Below are 16,591 nucleotides of genomic sequence, written 5' to 3'. Positions count from 1 at the left end.
ATCGAACTGAGCAGCTACTACTCAAGCCCCTGCACCAGGCGATGAACGGCTGCACCTGTTTGCAGCAATGAGGTACTGTTTTGTGGCGCGTCGAACGCTGTTCGATGGCTTGCGTCAGCTTCAAGACAGGTGCTTTATCCACTTAGTCGATGATTGCTATCCACTGGGTTGGCAGGGTGGTTTTGTGGCGTAGAACTTGCTCTTTTCAAGCCTGATACGCGCCGTCAGAGCGCGCTGAAAAAATACAGCCGTGGGTGCGCCGTGATGAGTAGCAACGCTGATCCGCAGTTTCGCGACATTCGTATCGATCGCTATGACCTCGAGGGTGCGAGGACCTGGATGTCCGGTATCTGTGGGCCGCATCGACTCGTGACCTCGACGCCCGAGCGGATCCGCTTCCATCACAGCGCCAATGTATTCAAGTCGATGGCCACGACCCTGGGCACTATCGAATACGGCACCGACGTCACCGTCGATATCGAAGACGCCGAGCACTTCAGCAGTTACAGCCTGAGTTTGCCCCTGGTGGGTGAGCAGGAGTTGAGCAAGAATGGCACGCTGTTGAAGTCCAACCGCGATCAAGGGGTGATCATTTCTCCGAATGAAAGCCAGGTGCTGGCGATCTCCGGCGATTGTCGCAAAGTCCAGGTGGTGATCACCCGCGCTGCCATGAGTGAGTCTCTGGAAGGCATGCTTCAGCGACCACTGGATGCGCCGTTGCGTTTCGAGTCGGTGATGGATGCGGTCGACGGCGCGTCAGCCTCGTGGTGGCGCATGGCACGTTATTTCATCGCCGAGCTGGAACGCAGCAGTGAACTGTACGAACAGGTGGCCTTCACTCGGGACATTGAAAGTTCATTGATCAAAGGTTTGATCCTCGCCCAGCCGAACAATTATTCCGAAGAGCTTCGGGACGTGTTGGGGGTGAAGCTGCCGCACTACCTGATCAGGGCCAAGCAGCACATTCACGACAACGCCCGCGAAGCGTTGCATCTGGAAGACATCGAAGCTGCGGCCGGGGTCTCGCGTTTCAAATTGTTCGAGGCGTTCAAGAAGTACTTCGCCCTGTCGCCGATGGTCTACCTGAAAAAATACCGGTTGAACGCCGTGCGCCAGGAAATCCTTGAGCACGGCTCGGCGCGCAATATTTCGGAGATCGCCATGGGCTGGGGCTTCACCCACCTCGGGCGTTTTTCCGCCGAGTACCGCAAGTTGTTCGACGAATCCCCGAGCATGACCTTGCAGCGTAACGAAGCCCGGCGTATGCGTGGGCTCTGAATATCCTGGCGTTCAGGGTTGAATCAGCAACTCCTCAATCAGTTGCAGGCAGTGATTGAGGCCTGGCGACTGGTCGGCAACGCGCCGACTGAGAATGATCGGCGAGGTGGCCGTGGCCTCGAGCAACGGTGTGTAGCCGATATCGGCGCGGTGCAGCACCTGCACCGACGCCGGCACCAGCGTCGTGCCCATGCCGGCCGCGACCAGACCGATGGCGGTCTGCAACTCATTGGTCCACTGGGACACCTTGATACTCAGCCCATGGGCATCGAAGAGCGCGATCACATGGTCGGCGTAGCTCGGTCTGGGGTTGCCCGGGTAGAGCACGAAAGGCTCCTTGGCCAACTCGGCAAGGGTCGTCGGCCCGGCCAGCAACGGGTGACCGGCGGGAAGGACGGCGACCAGCCGATCCTCGACCAATACCCGTTGTTGAATCGCCGGATCGTCGATCCGGATGCGGCCGAAGCCGACATCGATCCTGCCGGCTTTGAGCGCTTGGACCTGTTGCAGGGTGGTCATCTCCGACAAGCCCAGTTCCAGTTCCAGGGCGTCGTTGTTGCGCAAGCGGCGAATCAGCTCTGGCAGCATGCCGTACAAGGTCGAAGGGGCAAAACCGATGCCCAGCCAGGTCTTCTCGCCCAGCCCGATGCGACGGGTGTTGTCGCAGACCTTGCCCAATTGTTCGAGCAAAACGTTGGAGTGTTCATAAAAATACCGTCCGGCTTCTGTCAGTCGCAGCGGGCGGCCGCGCTCCAGCAGCACCACGCCCAACTCGTCTTCCAGTTGCTGAATCTGTCGGCTGAGGGGCGGCTGAGCGATATGCAAACGCTCGGCGGCGCGGGTGAAGTTGAGGGTTTCTCCCAGTACCTGGAAATAACGCAGATGGCGAAGCTCCATGGGGACTCCTCAAAGAGAGCGGTTCAGTGTGTTGCATACCCTGAAGGTATGGATCGAGACCAATTCTATATTGGAACGGCTAAAAAATGGGGGGCAGAATCGGGTAAAACAAGCAAAGAACCTGACGGGTATCGACATGCACGCTAGCGCCATTGAATCGATCGAGACGATCATCGTCGATCTTCCGACCATCCGCCCGCACAAGCTGGCGATGCACACGATGCAGAACCAGACCCTGGTGATCATCCGTCTGCGTTGCGCCGACGGTATCGAAGGCATTGGTGAATCCACCACCATCGGTGGCCTAAGCTACGGCAACGAAAGCCCGGACAGCATCAAGACCAATATCGACCGCCATTTCGCACCGCTGTTGATCGGCCAGGATGCCTGCAACATCAACGCGGCCATGCTACGCCTGGATCGCAGCATTCGCGGCAACACCTTCGCCAAATCCGGGATCGAAAGCGCATTGCTCGATGCCCAGGGCAAGCGCCTTGGCCTGCCGGTCAGCGAGTTGCTCGGCGGACGCGTGCGTGATGCCTTGCCGGTGGCCTGGACCCTGGCCAGCGGCAACACTGAAAAAGACATCGCCGAAGCTGAGCAGATGCTCGATCTGCGTCGTCACCGGATCTTCAAGCTGAAGATCGGCGCGGGCGAGGTGAGTCAGGATTTGGCCCATGTTATCGCCATCAAAAAAGCCCTGGGCGATCGCGCCAGCGTTCGGGTCGACGTCAATCAGGCCTGGGATGAAGCCGTTGCTCTGCGGGCCTGTCAGGTGTTGGGCGACAACGGCATCGATTTGATCGAGCAGCCAATCTCGCGCAATAACCGTAGCGGGATGGCCCGGCTCAACCTGTCCAGTCCGGCGCCGATCATGGCCGACGAGTCCATCGAATGTGTCGAGGACGCGTTCAATCTGGCCCGCGAAGGCGCGGCCTCGGTGTTTGCCCTGAAGATCGCCAAGAACGGCGGCCCGCGCGCCGTGTTGCGCACTGCAGCGATTGCCGAAGCGGCGGGGATCGGCCTGTACGGCGGCACCATGCTCGAAGGCGGGATTGGCACGCTGGCGTCGGCTCATGCGTTCCTGACCCTGGGCAAACTGGCGTGGGATACCGAGCTGTTCGGTCCGCTGTTACTGACCGAAGACATCCTTGCCGCGCCACTGGTCTACCGCGATTTTCAGCTGCATGTGTCGAACGAGCCGGGCCTGGGCCTGACCCTCGACGAGGAGCGCCTGGCGTTCTTCCGACGCGACAAATCTTCCCCTATCACTTCACACGCCTGAGGACATCAAGCCATGTTGTTCCACGTAAAAATGACCGTGAACCTGCCGGTCGACATGAATCCCGAGCGCGCCGCCCAGCTCAAGGCTGACGAAAAAGCCCTGGCTCAGCGACTGCAACAGCAAGGCAAATGGCGGCACCTGTGGCGGATCGCCGGTCTCTACGCCAACTACAGCGTATTCGACGTCGACAGCGTGCAGGAGCTGCATGACCTGCTGATGCAACTGCCGCTTTACCCGTACATGGCCATCGAAGTGAATGCACTGTGCCGGCATCCTTCGTCGATTCGCGAAGACGATCGCTAACCTTTGTGCTCTAACCTAATAAATACAAGATGAGGAATAAATCATGTCAGTCAGAATTTCCCACACTGCCAGCGTCCAAAAGTTTCTAGAAGAAGCCAGCGGCAACCTGAATGACGGCGGTAACCCACGGGCCAAAGCGTTGATCTACCGGATCCTGCGCGACTCGGTAAACATCATCGAAGACCTGGAAGTGACCCCGGAAGAGTTCTGGAAAGCGGTCAACTACCTCAACGAACTGGGCAAAAACCAGGAAGCCGGTTTGCTCGTGGCAGGTTTAGGCCTTGAGCATTATCTGGACCTGCTGATGGATGCCGCGGACGAGCAGGCCGGCAAGTCCGGTGGCACGCCACGGACCATCGAAGGGCCGCTGTACGTGGCCGGTGCGCCGCTGTCGAAATACGAAGCGCGTCTCGATGATGGTCTGGATCCGGGCGTCCCGTTGTTCATGCAGGGCCAGGTCCGCGACACCGACGGCAAACCGTTGGCCGGCGCTATCGTCGACGTATGGCAAGCCAATACGGGTGGCACCTATTCCTACTTTGATGGCACGCAATCGGAGTTCAACCTGCGCCGCCGTATCGAGACCGATGCCCAAGGTCACTATCGCTTCCGTAGTATCGTGCCGTCCGGCTACGGCTGCCCGCCGACCGGTCCGACCCAGCAGTTGCTGGATCAATTGGGCCGCCACGGCCAGCGTCCGGCGCATATCCACTTCTTCATCTCGGCGCCTGGCCATCGGCACCTGACCACGCAGATCAACCTGTCCGGTGATCCGTACCTGCACGACGATTTCGCTTACGCGACCCGTGATGAGCTGATCGCCGAGATTCGTTTCAGCGAAGATCAGGAAATGGCCCGCGAGCTGGGCGTCGAAGGGCGTTTCGCGCAGATCGACTTTGACTTCACTGTGCAGTCCGCCGCCGAACCGGTTGAACAGAAACGTATGGAGCGGGTCCGCGCCCTGGAAGACTGACCGTCCATCGCCGCAAAGATCGCAGCCTGCGCCGGAAGTCTCTGGGTAACGCCAGTTTCTCTTAACGGCACTGGCCCATCGCCGCAGCGTCGCGAGATAACTGACCGTTTATCTCGCGATGTTTTTTGCAGTGTTGGCTAGCTTAGAATCACGGCTGAAGAACAATAAGAGTGACCGGTTATGGAAAGTCGTCTGCTGAGCGAGCGCAGCATGGTGTTTGAGCGTGCCGACCCCTACGCGGTGTCCGGTTACGTCAATCAGCATGTCGGTGTGCATTGCATCCACCTGCCCAGATCCTCTAGCCCGCAGGCCAGCCTCAATCATCGCAAGTTCGCCAGCCTGGACCTGTGCCGCATCAGCTACGGCGGCAGTGTTCACGTCACCTCACCGGCACTGGAAACCATCTATCACCTGCAAGTCCTGCTCAGGGGCAATTGCCTGTGGCGCGGGCGTGATCAGGAACACTACCTGGCGCCTGGCGAACTGCTGCTGATCAATCCTGATGACCCGGTCGATCTGACCTATTCCGCCGACTGCGAAAAATTCATTCTAAAAATACCGACCAGTCTGCTGGAGTCGGCCTGTCTGGAGCAGCGCTGGCTACACCCAGGGCCAGGTGTGCGCTTTTTGCAGAATCGCTACACCCTGGGAGAGCTGGAAGGCTTCGTCAATTTGCTGGCTATGGTCTGCATGGAAGCTGAAGCGAGCGAACCCATGCTTCAGGTCCAGGAGCATTACGCGCAGATTGTCGCGAGCAAGATGCTCAGCCTGATGCAAACCAACGTCAGTCGCGCTCACTTGAGCTCCCGGGGCGCTACCTTCGAGCACATCGTCGACTACATCGAGCAGAACCTGAAGCAGGACATCGGCAGTGAGGAGCTGGCATTTCAGGCTCGCATGAGCCTGCGTTCGCTGTACTCCCTGTTCGAGCGCCATGCCAGAACCACACCGAACAACTACATTCGCCTGAAGAAGCTGGAGCGGGTGCATGCCTGTCTCGGCGATGAGACGTGCAACGTGCGCAACGTCACGGAGCTGGCCATGGACTATGGCTTCCTGCACCTGGGACGGTTCTCGCAAAGTTATCGCCAGCAGTTCGGCGAATTGCCGTCGGACACCCTCAAGCGTCGTCACTGAACCCCCTCTGAATCCCCCAATCCCCCTGTGCAGAAAACGGATAGCGATCTGCACTCAGCGGATATTGCCGCCTGCGCCACCTCCCTAGCATGAGCCTTGCCTGAACAAAAACAACGGAGGGCTGTGACCATGTCTTTGCGACCTGAATACCTTCATTCACTGCTTGAAGAAGACCCGGAACAAGGCGTCTACCGCTGCAAGCGAGAGATGTTCACCGACCCGCGGTTGTTCGATCTGGAGATGGAACACATCTTCGAAGGGAATTGGCTGTATCTGGCCCACGAGAGCCAGATCCCCAACAAGAACGATTTTTACACCACCACCATGGGCCGCCAGTCGATCTTTATCGCCCGGAACAAGGACGGCGTGCTCAATGCGTTCATCAACGCCTGCAGCCACCGTGGCGCGATGCTTTGCCGACACAAAACCGGTAACAAGGCGTCCTATACCTGCCCGTTCCATGGCTGGACTTTCAACAACTCCGGCAAGCTGCTCAAGGTCAAGGATCCGTCCGAAGCGGGCTATCCGTCGAGTTTCAACTGCGAAGGCTCCCACGACCTGACCAAGGTCGCGCGGTTCGAGTCCTATCGCGGTTTTCTGTTCGGCAGCCTGAATGCTGACGTGTTGCCGCTGGCCGAGCATCTCGGTGAGTCGGCGAAGATCATCGACATGATCGTCGATCAGTCCGCCGACGGCCTTGAAGTGCTGCGCGGTTCGTCCAGCTACATCTACGAAGGCAACTGGAAACTCACCGCTGAGAACGGCGCCGACGGCTATCACGTCAGCTCCGTGCACTGGAACTACGCAGCCACCCAGAACCAGCGTAAACAGCGCGAGGCCGGCGACTGCAATCCGACCATGAGCGCCGGCAGCTGGGCCAAGCAGGGCGGCGGTTTCTACTCCTTCGACAAGGGTCACATGCTGCTCTGGACCCGCTGGTCCAACCCTGAAGACCGTCCGCTGTACGAGCGTCGCGATGAGTTGGCGAAGGACTTCGGTCAGGCTCGCGCCGACTGGATGATCGAAAACTCGCGCAATCTCTGCCTGTACCCCAACGTCTATTTGATGGACCAGTTCAGCTCGCAGATCCGCATCGCCCGGCCGATCTCGGTGAACCGTACTGAAATCACCATCTATTGCATCGCCCCCAAAGGCGAGAGCGATGACGCCCGCTCCAAGCGCATTCGCCAATACGAAGATTTCTTCAACGTCAGTGGCATGGCCACCCCCGATGACCTGGAAGAATTCCGCTCCTGCCAAGTGGGCTATCAGGGCAGTGCTGGCTGGAACGATATGTCTCGCGGCGCCATGCATTGGGTCGAAGGCGCTGATCCGGCCGCACAGGAAATCGATCTGCATCCACTGCTCAGTGGCGTGCGCACCGAAGACGAAGGTCTGTTCGTGCTGCAGCACAAGTACTGGCAGGAAACCATGCTCAAGGCACTGGCCGCCGAACAGTCGAAAACCATCCCTGTGGAGGCCGTGTGATGAGCATTTCCCATGATGCGGTGCGTGACTTCCTCTACCGCGAAGCGCGTTACCTGGACGACAAGGACTGGGACAACTGGCTGGAACTCTACGCTGGCGACGCGACGTTCTGGATGCCGTCCTGGGACGACAACGACGAACTGACCGAAGACCCGCAGAAAGAAATTTCGCTGATCTGGTACGGCAACCGTGGTGGTCTCGAGGACCGGGTCTTTCGGATCAAGACCGAGCGCTCCAGCGCCAGCGTGCCGGACACCCGGACCTCCCACAACATCAGCAATATCGAGTTGCTGGAAGTCGCCGATGGCCAGTGCAAGGTGCGTTTCAACTGGCACACCCTGAGCTTTCGCTACAAGACCGTGGACAGCTATTTCGGGAGCAGTTTCTACACCCTCGACGTGCGTGGCGAGACCCCACTGATCAAGGCCAAGAAAGTCATCCTGAAGAACGATTACGTCCGTCAGGTCATCGACATCTACCATCTGTGAGGCCGCCGCCATGAGCCATCAAATTGCATTGAATTTCGAAGACGGGGTGACCCGTTTCATCGCCGCAGATGTCGGCGAAACTGTCGCCGACGCAGCCTATCGTCAAGGTATCAACATTCCGCTGGATTGCCGCGACGGCGCCTGCGGTACTTGCAAGTGTTTCGCTGAAGCTGGTCGCTATGATCTGGGCGATGAGTACATCGAAGACGCGCTCAGCGAGGATGAGGCAGCACAGGGCTACGTGCTGACCTGCCAGATGCGCGCGCAAAGCGATTGTGTGGTGCGAGTGCCGGTGTCCTCGGACGTTTGTCGCACCCAGCAGACCAGTTACAACGCCGCCATCAGCCAGATTCGCCAGCTCTCCGACAGCACCCTTTCGCTGTCGATCAAGGGTGAAGCGCTGAGCAAACTGGCGTTCCTGCCGGGGCAATACGTCAATCTGCAAGTGCCCGGCAGCGAGCAAACCCGTGCCTATTCCTTCAGTTCGCTGCAACACGACGGCGAGGTCAGTTTCCTGATCCGCAATGTGCCGGGCGGGCTGATGAGCAGTTTCCTTACGGGATTGGCCAAGGCGGGCGACTCGATCAACCTTGCCGGTCCCTTGGGCTCCTTCTACCTGCGGGAAATCCGTCGGCCGTTGCTGCTGCTGGCGGGCGGGACCGGGTTGGCGCCCTTTACCGCGATGCTTGAACGCATTGCCGAGCAGGGCAGCGAATATCCGTTGCACCTGATCTACGGCGTGACCAACGACCACGATTTGGTGGAACTGGAGCGGTTGCAAGCGTTCGCGGCCAGCATTCCAAACTTCAGCTTCAGCGCCTGCGTTGCCAATCCAGACAGCGGCCATCCGCTCAAGGGCTACGTCACCCAACATATCGAACCCCAGCATCTCAACGCCGGTGATGTCGACGTTTACCTGTGCGGGCCACCGCCGATGGTCGATGGGGTCAGCCGTTACCTGGCCGAACAGGGCATTGCGCCAGCGAACTTCTACTACGAGAAATTCGCTGCCAGCGCGGCCTGAATCCAATCCCATGGTTGAGGAGATGACATGAGCATTTCACGTTTCACCGGCAAGGTTGCATTGATCACCGGCGCAGCCCAGGGCATTGGCCGACGCGTGGCCGAGCGCATGGCTGCCGAAGGTGCGCGACTAGTGGTGGTCGATCGTTCGGAATTGATTTTCGAGTTGCGCGATGAGCTGGCGGCTGGCTGCGAAGTGCTGGCGCTGACCGCCGATCTTGAGCAATACACAGAGTGCAGCCGGGTCATGGCCCAGGCTATCGAGCGCTTCGGTCGGCTGGATATTCTGGTCAACAATGTCGGCGGGACGATCTGGGCCAAGCCGTTCGAGCATTACAAACCAGAAGAGATCATGAGCGAGGTGCAGCGCTCGCTGTTCCCGACACTCTGGTGCTGTCATGCCGCCTTGCCGTACATGCTGGAGCAGGGCAGTGGGGCCATCGTCAACGTGTCGTCGATTGCTACCCGCAGCATCAATCGCGTGCCCTACGGCGCGGCCAAAGGAGGGGTGAACGCGCTGACGGCATGCCTGGCCTTCGAGACCGCCGAACGCGGAATCCGGGTCAATGCCACTGCTCCCGGCGGCACTGAAGCACCGCCCCGACGCATCCCGCGCAACAGTGCCGAGCAATCGCCTCAAGAAAAAATCTGGTACCAGCAGATCGTTTATCAAACCAGCGATAGCAGCCTGATGAAGCGCTACGGCACGGTCGATGAACAGGCTGCGGCGATATTGTTTCTGGCCTCGGACGAGGCGTCCTACATCACCGGTATGACACTGCCGGTGGGTGGTGGTGATCAGGGTTGATCACCTGCAAGCACGGGCTTGAGGCAAAGAAAATCCAATGTAGGAGCGAGCTTGCTCGCGATGCGGGCACCGCGGTATATCTGAATGACCGCGGTGATGCTATCGCGAGCAAGCTCGCTCCTACACTCACTTACGCACAACCAGATCCAGCAACTCCTCCCGCTCCTTGATTTTCTGCAGCACGATTTCCGAGCGGATATCGGTGACGCCAGCGGTGCGATTCAGCTGGTTGACGATGAAATCCGAGAAGTGTTTCAGGTTGCGCGCCTGGACCCGCAGCACATAATTGCTCGCCCCGGTAATCACGTACGCAGTGACCACTTCCGGCCACAATTGCACCTTCTTGATGAAGGTCTCGTGCCAGTCCTCGACGTCCTGTCGCAATGACACGTGGACGATGGCTTCCAGTTCGATTCCCAGCCGTTCGGCGTTCAGCACTGCGCGATAGCCGGTGATGATTCCCTCACTTTCCAGCAGGCGCAAACGGCGTAAACAGGCCGACGGCGAGAGTGCGACTTTCTCCGCCAATTCCTGATTGCTGATACGGCCATCCTGTTGCAGGTGATGCAGGATTCGCAGGTCTGTCGAGTCGAGATTCATGGTTGGAATAAATTCGCGTTTATTTGAGTTGGATTCGAATTTTCTTCGAGATAACTACTATATGGCCGCTTACTTTGCACGAAAATTCTCCAATACTTCGTTCATTATCTCCTCACCGTGAAGGCGCAAACAGCGCCTGAAACACGACTCTCACACCCATGCCAGACCCGACCATCGCGATCTGCCCGGACGGCACGTCATTCAAAAAACAGGACACTCAATGACTACAAAAAACGATTGCCTGGCGCTTGATGCGCAGGACCCTCTGGCTCCTCTGCGTCAGCAGTTTGCGCTCCCCGAAGGCGTGATCTACCTCGACGGCAACTCCTTGGGCGCTCGCCCGGTCGCAGCGCTGGCGCGTGCTCAGGCGGTGATCGCCGAAGAATGGGGTAATGGCCTGATCCGCAGTTGGAACAGCGCCGGCTGGCGCGACTTGCCAGAGCGTCTGGGCAATCGATTGGCGGGGCTGATTGGAGCCGGTGACGGTGAAGTGGTGGTGACCGATACCACCTCGATCAACCTGTTCAAGGTGCTCAGCGCCGCCCTGCGCGTGCAGGCCACACGGGCGCCGACGCGGCGGGTGATCGTCACCGAGACCAGCAACTTCCCGACCGACCTGTATATCGCCGAAGGCTTGGCGGACATGCTGCAGCAGGGCTACACCCTGCGTCTGGTCGACAGTCCCGAAGAGTTGCCGCAAGCGATTGACCAGGACACTGCGGTGGTCATGCTCACCCACGTCAACTACAAGACCGGCTACATGCACGACATGCAGGCCCTGACCGCGTTGAGCCATGAGTGTGGCGCGCTGGCCATCTGGGACCTGGCGCACTCCGCAGGCGCGGTGCCGGTCGACTTGCATCAGGCGGGCGCCGACTATGCCATCGGTTGCACCTACAAGTACCTCAATGGCGGCCCGGGTTCGCAAGCTTTTGTCTGGGTTTCGCCTGAGCTGTGCGATCTGGTTGCGCAACCGCTGTCTGGCTGGTTCGGCCATTCGCGGCAGTTCGCCATGGAGTCTCGCTACGAGCCGAGCAGCGGCATTGCCCGTTATTTGTGCGGCACCCAGCCGATCACCTCATTGGCGATGGTGGAGTGCGGTCTGGATATTTTCGCCCAGACCGACATGGCCAGTTTGCGCACCAAGTCCCTGGCACTGACTGACCTGTTCATCCAACTGGTCGAGCAGCGTTGCGCCGCTCACGAGCTGACCCTGATCACCCCGCGCGAACACGCCAGGCGCGGCAGCCATGTCAGCTTCGAACATCCCGAAGGTTACGCGGTGATCCAGGCCTTGATCGCCCGAGGGGTGATCGGTGACTACCGAGAGCCGCGGATCATGCGGTTCGGCTTCACCCCGCTGTATACGACCTTCACCGAGGTCTGGGATGCGGTGCAGATCCTCGGCGAAATTCTCGATCAGAAAACCTGGTCACAACAGCAGTTCCAGATCCGCCATAGCGTCACGTGACGTCAAGGTTTTGTATCCGTGCAATCACAATAAAAAGGGGCACACATAGTGACCACCTCCGAAAAGGGTTTCGAAGCGATTTCCAATCGTGAACACGGCCTCAGGCGCCAGCTCACATCGGGTCAGATGAGCATGATCGCCATTGGCGGTGCGATTGGCACCGGGCTGTTCATGGGCAGTGCCTACGCCATTGGTTATGCCGGGCCGAGCGTTCTGCTCAGCTATGCCATTGGCGCGATCATCACGCTGCTGTTGATGGGCTGTCTGGCGGAAATGACCGTGGCCCACTCGACCTCCGGCTCGTTCGGCGCCTATGCCGAATTCTATGTCAGCCCACTGGCCGGGTTCCTGGTGCGGTATGCCTATTGGGCGGCGATTGTGTTAGCGGTAGGCACGGAAGTGACGGCGGTCGCGATGTACATGAAGTACTGGTTTGCCAACGTGCCTGAATGGATCTGGATCGTCTCGTTCTCGAGCATCCTGATCGTGCTCAATGCCATCAGCGTGAAGACCTTCGGGACCTTTGAGTACTGGTTCTCGACCATCAAGATCGGTGCGATTGTCGGCTTCATCATCCTCGCGGTGTATGTGGTGTTTGGTTCCGGCAACCCGGATTACGGCGTGCACAACTACACGGCCCACGGCGGCTTCTTCCCCAATGGTCTGCAAGGGATGTGGATTGCGGTGATCGTTTCGATCTTCAGCTACTTGAGCGTGGAGATGATCGCGGTGGCGGCCGGTGAGGCGCAGGACCCGGAGCAGGCGGTGAAAAAGGCCTTTCGCGCGACCATCGTGCGGCTGGTGGTCTTCTACTTGCTGACCCTGGCTCTGATGCTGGCGATTGTGCCGTGGGTTCAGGCCGGCCATGCCCAGAGCCCGTTCGTCACCGTCATGCAGACCATTGGTATTCCCGGTGCGACCGGGGTGATGAACTTCGTGATTCTGATCGCCGCGTTGTCGGCGATGAACAGCCAGCTCTACATCACCACGCGCATGATGTTCAGCCTGTCCCGTGGTGGCTATGCACCCAAGTCCATGGGGGCGTTGAGCAAAACCGGGATTCCGCTCAATGCGTTGCTGCTGTCGAGTTCGGGCATTGCGCTGGCAACGTTGCTGAATGTGGTGTATCCGGAAAGCTCCTTCACCTTGATGATGGCGATCTCCATGTTCGGCGCCATCTTCACCTGGTTCATGATCTTCCTGACCCACTACTGTTTCCGTCGTTACCACGAGCGTAACGGCGAGCGGAAGTTGTCCTTCCGCATGCGCCTGTTCCCCTACACCACGTTGCTGGGGCTGGTGCTGATGGGCGCTGTGATGATCACCACCTACTTCACCGATGCCTTCAAGATGACACTGGTATTTGGTGTGCCTTTCCTACTGATTCTCACGGTCGTCTACTGGATCTTCTTTAGAAAACCCAAGGCTGCCGTGGTGTTGAACCCGTTGCCAAAGGTTTAGAAGGAGGAGGCGCGCACTGCTGGACCGGCGGCTTTCAAAGGTTGCCGAGCCGGCATTGATCCTGAGCAGTTTCGAGGCTGGCTTCGAACGCGACCAGCCCGGCGTGGAGCTGTTGCAGGCCGCCGATTTTGTCCATCAGCTCGCGTTTCTTGTCCGCAATAGCGACTTGAGCAAGCTCCCAGGGAAGTGCCTCGCCTCGGTGTTGTTCAAACATCGCCTGCATTTCCTTGAGCTTGAAGCCCAGTTGCTGGGCGCATTTGATGAACAACAGCAGCTCGACGCTTTGCTGGGTGTAGATCCGGTATTTGCCCTGGCGTGCTGCTTGAGGCAACAAGCCGATGTCCTCGTAATGACGGATGCTCTTGACCGTCGTTCCCGACAGCTGCGCGACTTTGCCGATATACATGAAAAATCCCTTTTATGAATGTCCCTGAATGCGCCAAAAAGGCTGGCGCATTATCCGGGAGATTCAACGGCTGGCGATAGCCTGCGCTTGCTTGAGCCACGTTTCCCGTTGCGGTGCTTTCGAACCGAGAATCGGCCCGAAAGTGAGGGTCTTCGTTGGTTTGATACCGCAGAACTCCAGCGTGGTCTTGCGCATCTGGTGTAGCCCGGGCATGCGGTAGACCCATTGGTAATACCAGGGTGGTGTGTCCATGGTCACCAGCAGATGGGCGGTGCGGCCTTGCAGGAGTTTGTCCGGGAAGGCTTTGCCTTCGCGGTATTTGAAGGCGAAGCCCGGCAGGAAAATCCGGTCGAAAAACCCTTTTAGCAACGCCGGAATGCCACCCCACCAGATTGGATAGATAAACGCCAGATGCTCGGCCCAGGTGATATCCGTCTGGGCTTGCAGCAGATCGGCCTCCAGTGGCTGGATTTGGTTGTAGCCTTCGCGCAAAACCGGGTCGAAGCTCAGTTTGCCCAGGCGCAATTGACGTACCTCGTGCCCGGCACTTTGCGCAGCCTGCACGTAGCTGTCGGTGAGCGCGCTACAGAAGCTGTCGCTAGAAGGGTGGCCGAGAATCACCAGTATTCGTTTGCTCATCAGACTGCTCCTGAACGTGAAGCCCTCAGGGTAAAGTCTGCCCGTAAGGGGAGAGTCAAGATTGCCTCACGCAGTGAGTAGCGCCTCAAGCAGGGTTCGGGCATAACCGGGCAGGCTGTCGAATGAGCGTGCGCACAGCAGCAGTTTTCGCTGCGCCCAGTCTTCCTTCAGCGCGAAGCTCTTGAGCCGCTGATCAACGGCCCTGCGCTGGATCGCGGCCAGCGGCACAATGGCTACGCCAGCGCCGCGAGCGACCATGCGGATCACCCCGTCGAAGCCTTCGGCGCGGATGCGGATTTGCATGCGCACACCCGCGTGCAGCGCCTGTTCTTCCAGGTACACCGCCAGTGCGCTATTGGCGGTCAGACCGACGTAATCGTGAAGCAAAGTGTCGCTGAAACCCGGTGGCCCGCCATCGGCCAAGGGATGATCGGGCGGCATGATCAGCACCAGCGGATCATCGCGAAAGGGCCGGGTCTCAAGGTCGTGGGTGTCCACGGCGTCGGAGACGATGCCAAGGTCGGCCGCGCCCTGACGCAGTGCGTGAGTAATACGCTGGCTTGGCAGTTCTTGCAGGTCAATGTCGAGGTTGGGATGGCTGCGCAAAAAATCCGCGAGCAATTCTGGCAGGTACTCGGTGATTGCCGTGGTGTTGCACAACAACCGCACCTGACCTTTGACCCCCTTGGCGTACTCGGCCAGATCCTGTTGCATGCGTTCGGCCTGTTGCAGCAACACGCGGGCATGTTGGGCCAAGGCCTTGCCGGCCGGAGTGGGACTGACGCCACGGCGTCCGCGTTCGAGAAAGGGCGTGCCCAGCGAAGCTTCCAGCGCCCGAATCCGCGCACTCGCCGCCGCCAGCGACAGATGGCTGCGGGCGGCGCCGGCGGTGATATTGCCGGCGTCGAGGATGTTCAGGTAAAGCCGCAGATCGGTCAGGTCGAAGTGCATGTGGGGGCCTGAAAAGTGGGTTGCTGGTCTGGATTGACTGTGGCGGCTCCTATGTCTCGCGGGCAACCTCGCTCCTACAGGGTTTACGGTGTGCCTGTAGGAGCGAGGCTTGCCCGCGAAGAGGCAGGGACATGTGCCGCAGATCTCTGCGAGATTTAAGGCTCTTGCTGCGCAAGAGGCTGCCTCAGTATATGGCAGATTTTCAAGGTCAATCACGGGGTCCAGAATAGCGCCATGAAGACACTTGTCGCGTTCTACCAAAATCTCGGTCTGGCCTTGTCACTATTGGTCATTGGCACATTTCTGCTGGCTGGCACGATCAAAGGCGTCATCGGCCTTGGCCTGCCGACCATCGCCATGGGCCTGCTCGGTCTGGCTATGGTTCCGGCGCAGGCTGCGGCGCTACTGATCATTCCGGCGACCTTGACCAATGTCTGGCAACTGACCTTCGGTGGCCATTTGCGTTCGTTGATCAAACGGCTGTGGCCGATGCTGCTGGCGATCTTTATCGGCACCGGGTTGGGTACGCTGTGGTTGGGTATCGAGGGCGGGAGTTGGGTGGTGCGGGCGTTGGGCGCGGCATTACTGCTCTATGCCCTGAGCGGTTTGTTCTTGCCGACACTGCGCGTAGACGCCCGTACCGAATGCTGGCTCGGCCCGGTCTGCGGCGTACTGACCGGCATCATCACTTCGGCCACCGGAGTCTTCGTGATTCCGGCTGTGCCGTATCTTCAAGCATTGGGTTTGAACAAGGATGAACTGGTGCAGGCGCTGGGCCTGTCGTTCACCGTTTCCACACTGGCGCTGGCCGCCGGCCTGTTTTGGCGCGGGGCGTTGGGCGGCGGCGAGTTGAGTGCTTCGCTGCTCGCCCTCATGCCGGCCGTGCTGGGTATGTTGCTGGGGCAATGGTTACGCCAGCGAATCAGCGCCGTGCTGTTCAAACGGGTGTTCTTCATTGGCCTTGGATTGCTCGGCGGCCATCTGTTGATCAGCGGCTAGCTGACGATGGGCTGAGCATGTCGATGCGGCGGATATCGAAGTCGCGTTCCAGATAATCCATGCGCTGCTCGAAGAACTGCTTCATGTGCGGCAGATTCGAATGCACGTCCAGATGCGACCGGGATTGCCAGATTTCGTAAAAGATAAACAGCGTCGGGTCCTGTTGGTCGCGCAGCATGTGGTACTCGATGCAACCGGGCTCGGCGCGACTCGGTTCGACATACGCGCGAAACAGCGCTTCGAATGCTTCGGCTTTTTCCGGTCTGGTTTTGGCGTGCAAGATAAAACCGTGCAAGTCGCTCATATAGATCTCCTCAAGTCTGGGTTCGAAAAGTCTACGGCAACAATCAAATGAAGATTCGTGCGTATGGGTCAAATGTATTT

The 16,591-nt window shown here is 59.0% G+C and carries 18 protein-coding genes; 12 read left to right on the top strand and 6 right to left on the bottom strand.

Translation table 11 applies throughout. From position 1 onward, the window contains the following. Positions 1–264 precede the first annotated feature (264 nt). Positions 265–1,278, top strand: coding sequence for an AraC family transcriptional regulator (locus ACZYSM_RS03455; protein WP_489068857.1), 1,014 nt, complete (start codon positions 265–267; stop codon positions 1,276–1,278). Positions 1,279–1,290: 12 nt separating this feature from the next. Here the strand turns inward: ACZYSM_RS03455 and ACZYSM_RS03450 are convergent, their stop codons facing one another. Beyond that, complete coding sequence (locus tag ACZYSM_RS03450) at positions 1,291–2,175, bottom strand: LysR family transcriptional regulator (RefSeq protein ID WP_489068855.1); 885 nt, start codon at positions 2,173–2,175, stop codon at positions 1,291–1,293. Between the two features lie 136 nt (positions 2,176–2,311). On the opposite strand from ACZYSM_RS03450, the gene ACZYSM_RS03445 reads away from it, so the two are divergent. The 8 genes from ACZYSM_RS03445 to ACZYSM_RS03410 all read left to right on the top strand — a co-directional run bounded on the left by ACZYSM_RS03445 (position 2,312) and on the right by ACZYSM_RS03410 (position 9,680). Next, complete coding sequence (locus ACZYSM_RS03445; RefSeq protein WP_489068853.1) at positions 2,312–3,460, top strand: muconate cycloisomerase family protein; 1,149 nt, start codon at positions 2,312–2,314, stop codon at positions 3,458–3,460. Positions 3,461–3,472: 12 nt separating this feature from the next. After that, complete coding sequence (catC, locus tag ACZYSM_RS03440; protein WP_489068851.1) at positions 3,473–3,763, top strand: muconolactone Delta-isomerase; 291 nt, start codon at positions 3,473–3,475, stop codon at positions 3,761–3,763. 43 nt (positions 3,764–3,806) lie between these two features. Further along, the gene (catA, locus tag ACZYSM_RS03435) at positions 3,807–4,736 is read left to right on the top strand and encodes a catechol 1,2-dioxygenase (RefSeq protein ID WP_489068849.1); all 930 of its coding nucleotides are present in this window, start codon (positions 3,807–3,809) and stop codon (positions 4,734–4,736) included. Positions 4,737–4,916: 180 nt separating this feature from the next. Beyond that, positions 4,917–5,873, top strand: coding sequence for an AraC family transcriptional regulator (locus ACZYSM_RS03430; protein WP_489068847.1), 957 nt, complete (start codon positions 4,917–4,919; stop codon positions 5,871–5,873). Positions 5,874–6,002: 129 nt separating this feature from the next. Then, positions 6,003–7,361 carry a benzoate 1,2-dioxygenase large subunit gene (benA, locus tag ACZYSM_RS03425; RefSeq protein WP_489068845.1) on the top strand — a complete coding sequence of 453 codons (1,359 nt, stop codon included), beginning with the start codon at positions 6,003–6,005 and terminating at the stop codon, positions 7,359–7,361. Continuing rightward, positions 7,361–7,849 (top strand): benzoate 1,2-dioxygenase small subunit, encoded by a 489-nt coding sequence (benB, locus tag ACZYSM_RS03420; RefSeq protein ID WP_489068843.1) that lies wholly within the window; start codon positions 7,361–7,363, stop codon positions 7,847–7,849. Before benA ends, benB begins: the two co-directional genes overlap by 1 nt. Positions 7,850–7,859: 10 nt before the next feature. Next, positions 7,860–8,873 (top strand): benzoate 1,2-dioxygenase electron transfer component BenC, encoded by a 1,014-nt coding sequence (gene benC, locus ACZYSM_RS03415; protein ID WP_489068841.1) that lies wholly within the window; start codon positions 7,860–7,862, stop codon positions 8,871–8,873. 27 nt (positions 8,874–8,900) lie between these two features. Then, positions 8,901–9,680, top strand: coding sequence for a 1,6-dihydroxycyclohexa-2,4-diene-1-carboxylate dehydrogenase (locus tag ACZYSM_RS03410; RefSeq protein ID WP_489068839.1), 780 nt, complete (start codon positions 8,901–8,903; stop codon positions 9,678–9,680). A 126-nt stretch (positions 9,681–9,806) separates the two neighbouring features. On the opposite strand, the gene ACZYSM_RS03405 is transcribed toward ACZYSM_RS03410, so the two are convergent. After that, the gene (locus ACZYSM_RS03405) at positions 9,807–10,280 is read right to left on the bottom strand and encodes an Lrp/AsnC family transcriptional regulator (RefSeq protein WP_489068837.1); all 474 of its coding nucleotides are present in this window, start codon (positions 10,278–10,280) and stop codon (positions 9,807–9,809) included. Positions 10,281–10,500: 220 nt separating this feature from the next. Between ACZYSM_RS03405 and kynU the strand changes: the two genes are divergently transcribed. Both kynU and ACZYSM_RS03395 read left to right on the top strand, forming a co-directional pair. Continuing rightward, complete coding sequence (gene kynU / locus ACZYSM_RS03400; RefSeq protein WP_489068835.1) at positions 10,501–11,751, top strand: kynureninase; 1,251 nt, start codon at positions 10,501–10,503, stop codon at positions 11,749–11,751. 48 nt (positions 11,752–11,799) lie between these two features. Continuing rightward, positions 11,800–13,212, top strand: a complete 1,413-nt coding sequence (locus ACZYSM_RS03395) for an amino acid permease (RefSeq protein ID WP_489068833.1) — start codon at positions 11,800–11,802, stop codon at positions 13,210–13,212. Between the two features lie 34 nt (positions 13,213–13,246). Here ACZYSM_RS03395 and ACZYSM_RS03390 read toward each other — a convergent pair whose 3' ends face one another. The 3 genes from ACZYSM_RS03390 to ACZYSM_RS03380 form a co-directional block, all read right to left on the bottom strand. Beyond that, positions 13,247–13,618: a MerR family transcriptional regulator gene (locus tag ACZYSM_RS03390; protein ID WP_489068831.1), complete on the bottom strand. Its 372-nt coding sequence runs from the start codon at positions 13,616–13,618 to the stop codon at positions 13,247–13,249. A gap of 63 nt (positions 13,619–13,681) precedes the next feature. Then, positions 13,682–14,257, bottom strand: a complete 576-nt coding sequence (locus ACZYSM_RS03385) for an NAD(P)H-dependent oxidoreductase (RefSeq protein ID WP_489068829.1) — start codon at positions 14,255–14,257, stop codon at positions 13,682–13,684. Positions 14,258–14,323: 66 nt separating this feature from the next. After that, positions 14,324–15,208, bottom strand: a complete 885-nt coding sequence (locus ACZYSM_RS03380; RefSeq protein ID WP_489068827.1) for a LysR family transcriptional regulator — start codon at positions 15,206–15,208, stop codon at positions 14,324–14,326. A 234-nt stretch (positions 15,209–15,442) separates the two neighbouring features. Between ACZYSM_RS03380 and ACZYSM_RS03375 the strand changes: the two genes are divergently transcribed. Continuing rightward, positions 15,443–16,207, top strand: a complete 765-nt coding sequence (locus ACZYSM_RS03375; protein ID WP_489068825.1) for a sulfite exporter TauE/SafE family protein — start codon at positions 15,443–15,445, stop codon at positions 16,205–16,207. Here ACZYSM_RS03375 and ACZYSM_RS03370 read toward each other — a convergent pair. Beyond that, positions 16,197–16,511, bottom strand: coding sequence for a putative quinol monooxygenase (locus ACZYSM_RS03370; protein WP_489068823.1), 315 nt, complete (start codon positions 16,509–16,511; stop codon positions 16,197–16,199). The two genes, ACZYSM_RS03375 and ACZYSM_RS03370, sit on opposite strands and share 11 nt — an antisense overlap. Positions 16,512–16,591: the final 80 nt, after the last annotated feature.

The sequence above is a fragment of the Pseudomonas sp. F220 genome (genome assembly GCF_057813935.1).
Note: the sequence above shows the minus strand (reverse complement) of the source record. Positions and strands in the feature narration are given on the sequence as shown.

Bases quoted from the DNA above. Each gene is read 5' to 3' on its own strand.
- ACZYSM_RS03410 (WP_489068839.1), top strand. From the start codon at position 8,901: ATGAGCATTTCACGTTTCACCGGCAAGGTTGCATTGATCACCGGCGCA.
- benC (WP_489068841.1), top strand. From the start codon at position 7,860: ATGAGCCATCAAATTGCATTGAATTTCGAAGACGGGGTGACCCGTTTC.
- benA (WP_489068845.1), top strand. From the start codon at position 6,003: ATGTCTTTGCGACCTGAATACCTTCATTCACTGCTTGAAGAAGACCCG.
- catA (WP_489068849.1), top strand. From the start codon at position 3,807: ATGTCAGTCAGAATTTCCCACACTGCCAGCGTCCAAAAGTTTCTAGAA.
- ACZYSM_RS03445 (WP_489068853.1), top strand. From the start codon at position 2,312: ATGCACGCTAGCGCCATTGAATCGATCGAGACGATCATCGTCGATCTT.
- benB (WP_489068843.1), top strand. From the start codon at position 7,361: ATGAGCATTTCCCATGATGCGGTGCGTGACTTCCTCTACCGCGAAGCG.
- ACZYSM_RS03380 (WP_489068827.1), bottom strand. From the start codon at position 15,208: ATGCACTTCGACCTGACCGATCTGCGGCTTTACCTGAACATCCTCGAC.
- ACZYSM_RS03405 (WP_489068837.1), bottom strand. From the start codon at position 10,280: ATGAATCTCGACTCGACAGACCTGCGAATCCTGCATCACCTGCAACAG.
- kynU (WP_489068835.1), top strand. From the start codon at position 10,501: ATGACTACAAAAAACGATTGCCTGGCGCTTGATGCGCAGGACCCTCTG.
- ACZYSM_RS03430 (WP_489068847.1), top strand. From the start codon at position 4,917: ATGGAAAGTCGTCTGCTGAGCGAGCGCAGCATGGTGTTTGAGCGTGCC.
- ACZYSM_RS03390 (WP_489068831.1), bottom strand. From the start codon at position 13,618: ATGTATATCGGCAAAGTCGCGCAGCTGTCGGGAACGACGGTCAAGAGC.
- catC (WP_489068851.1), top strand. From the start codon at position 3,473: ATGTTGTTCCACGTAAAAATGACCGTGAACCTGCCGGTCGACATGAAT.
- ACZYSM_RS03370 (WP_489068823.1), bottom strand. From the start codon at position 16,511: ATGAGCGACTTGCACGGTTTTATCTTGCACGCCAAAACCAGACCGGAA.
- ACZYSM_RS03450 (WP_489068855.1), bottom strand. From the start codon at position 2,175: ATGGAGCTTCGCCATCTGCGTTATTTCCAGGTACTGGGAGAAACCCTC.
- ACZYSM_RS03455 (WP_489068857.1), top strand. From the start codon at position 265: ATGAGTAGCAACGCTGATCCGCAGTTTCGCGACATTCGTATCGATCGC.
- ACZYSM_RS03385 (WP_489068829.1), bottom strand. From the start codon at position 14,257: ATGAGCAAACGAATACTGGTGATTCTCGGCCACCCTTCTAGCGACAGC.
- ACZYSM_RS03375 (WP_489068825.1), top strand. From the start codon at position 15,443: ATGAAGACACTTGTCGCGTTCTACCAAAATCTCGGTCTGGCCTTGTCA.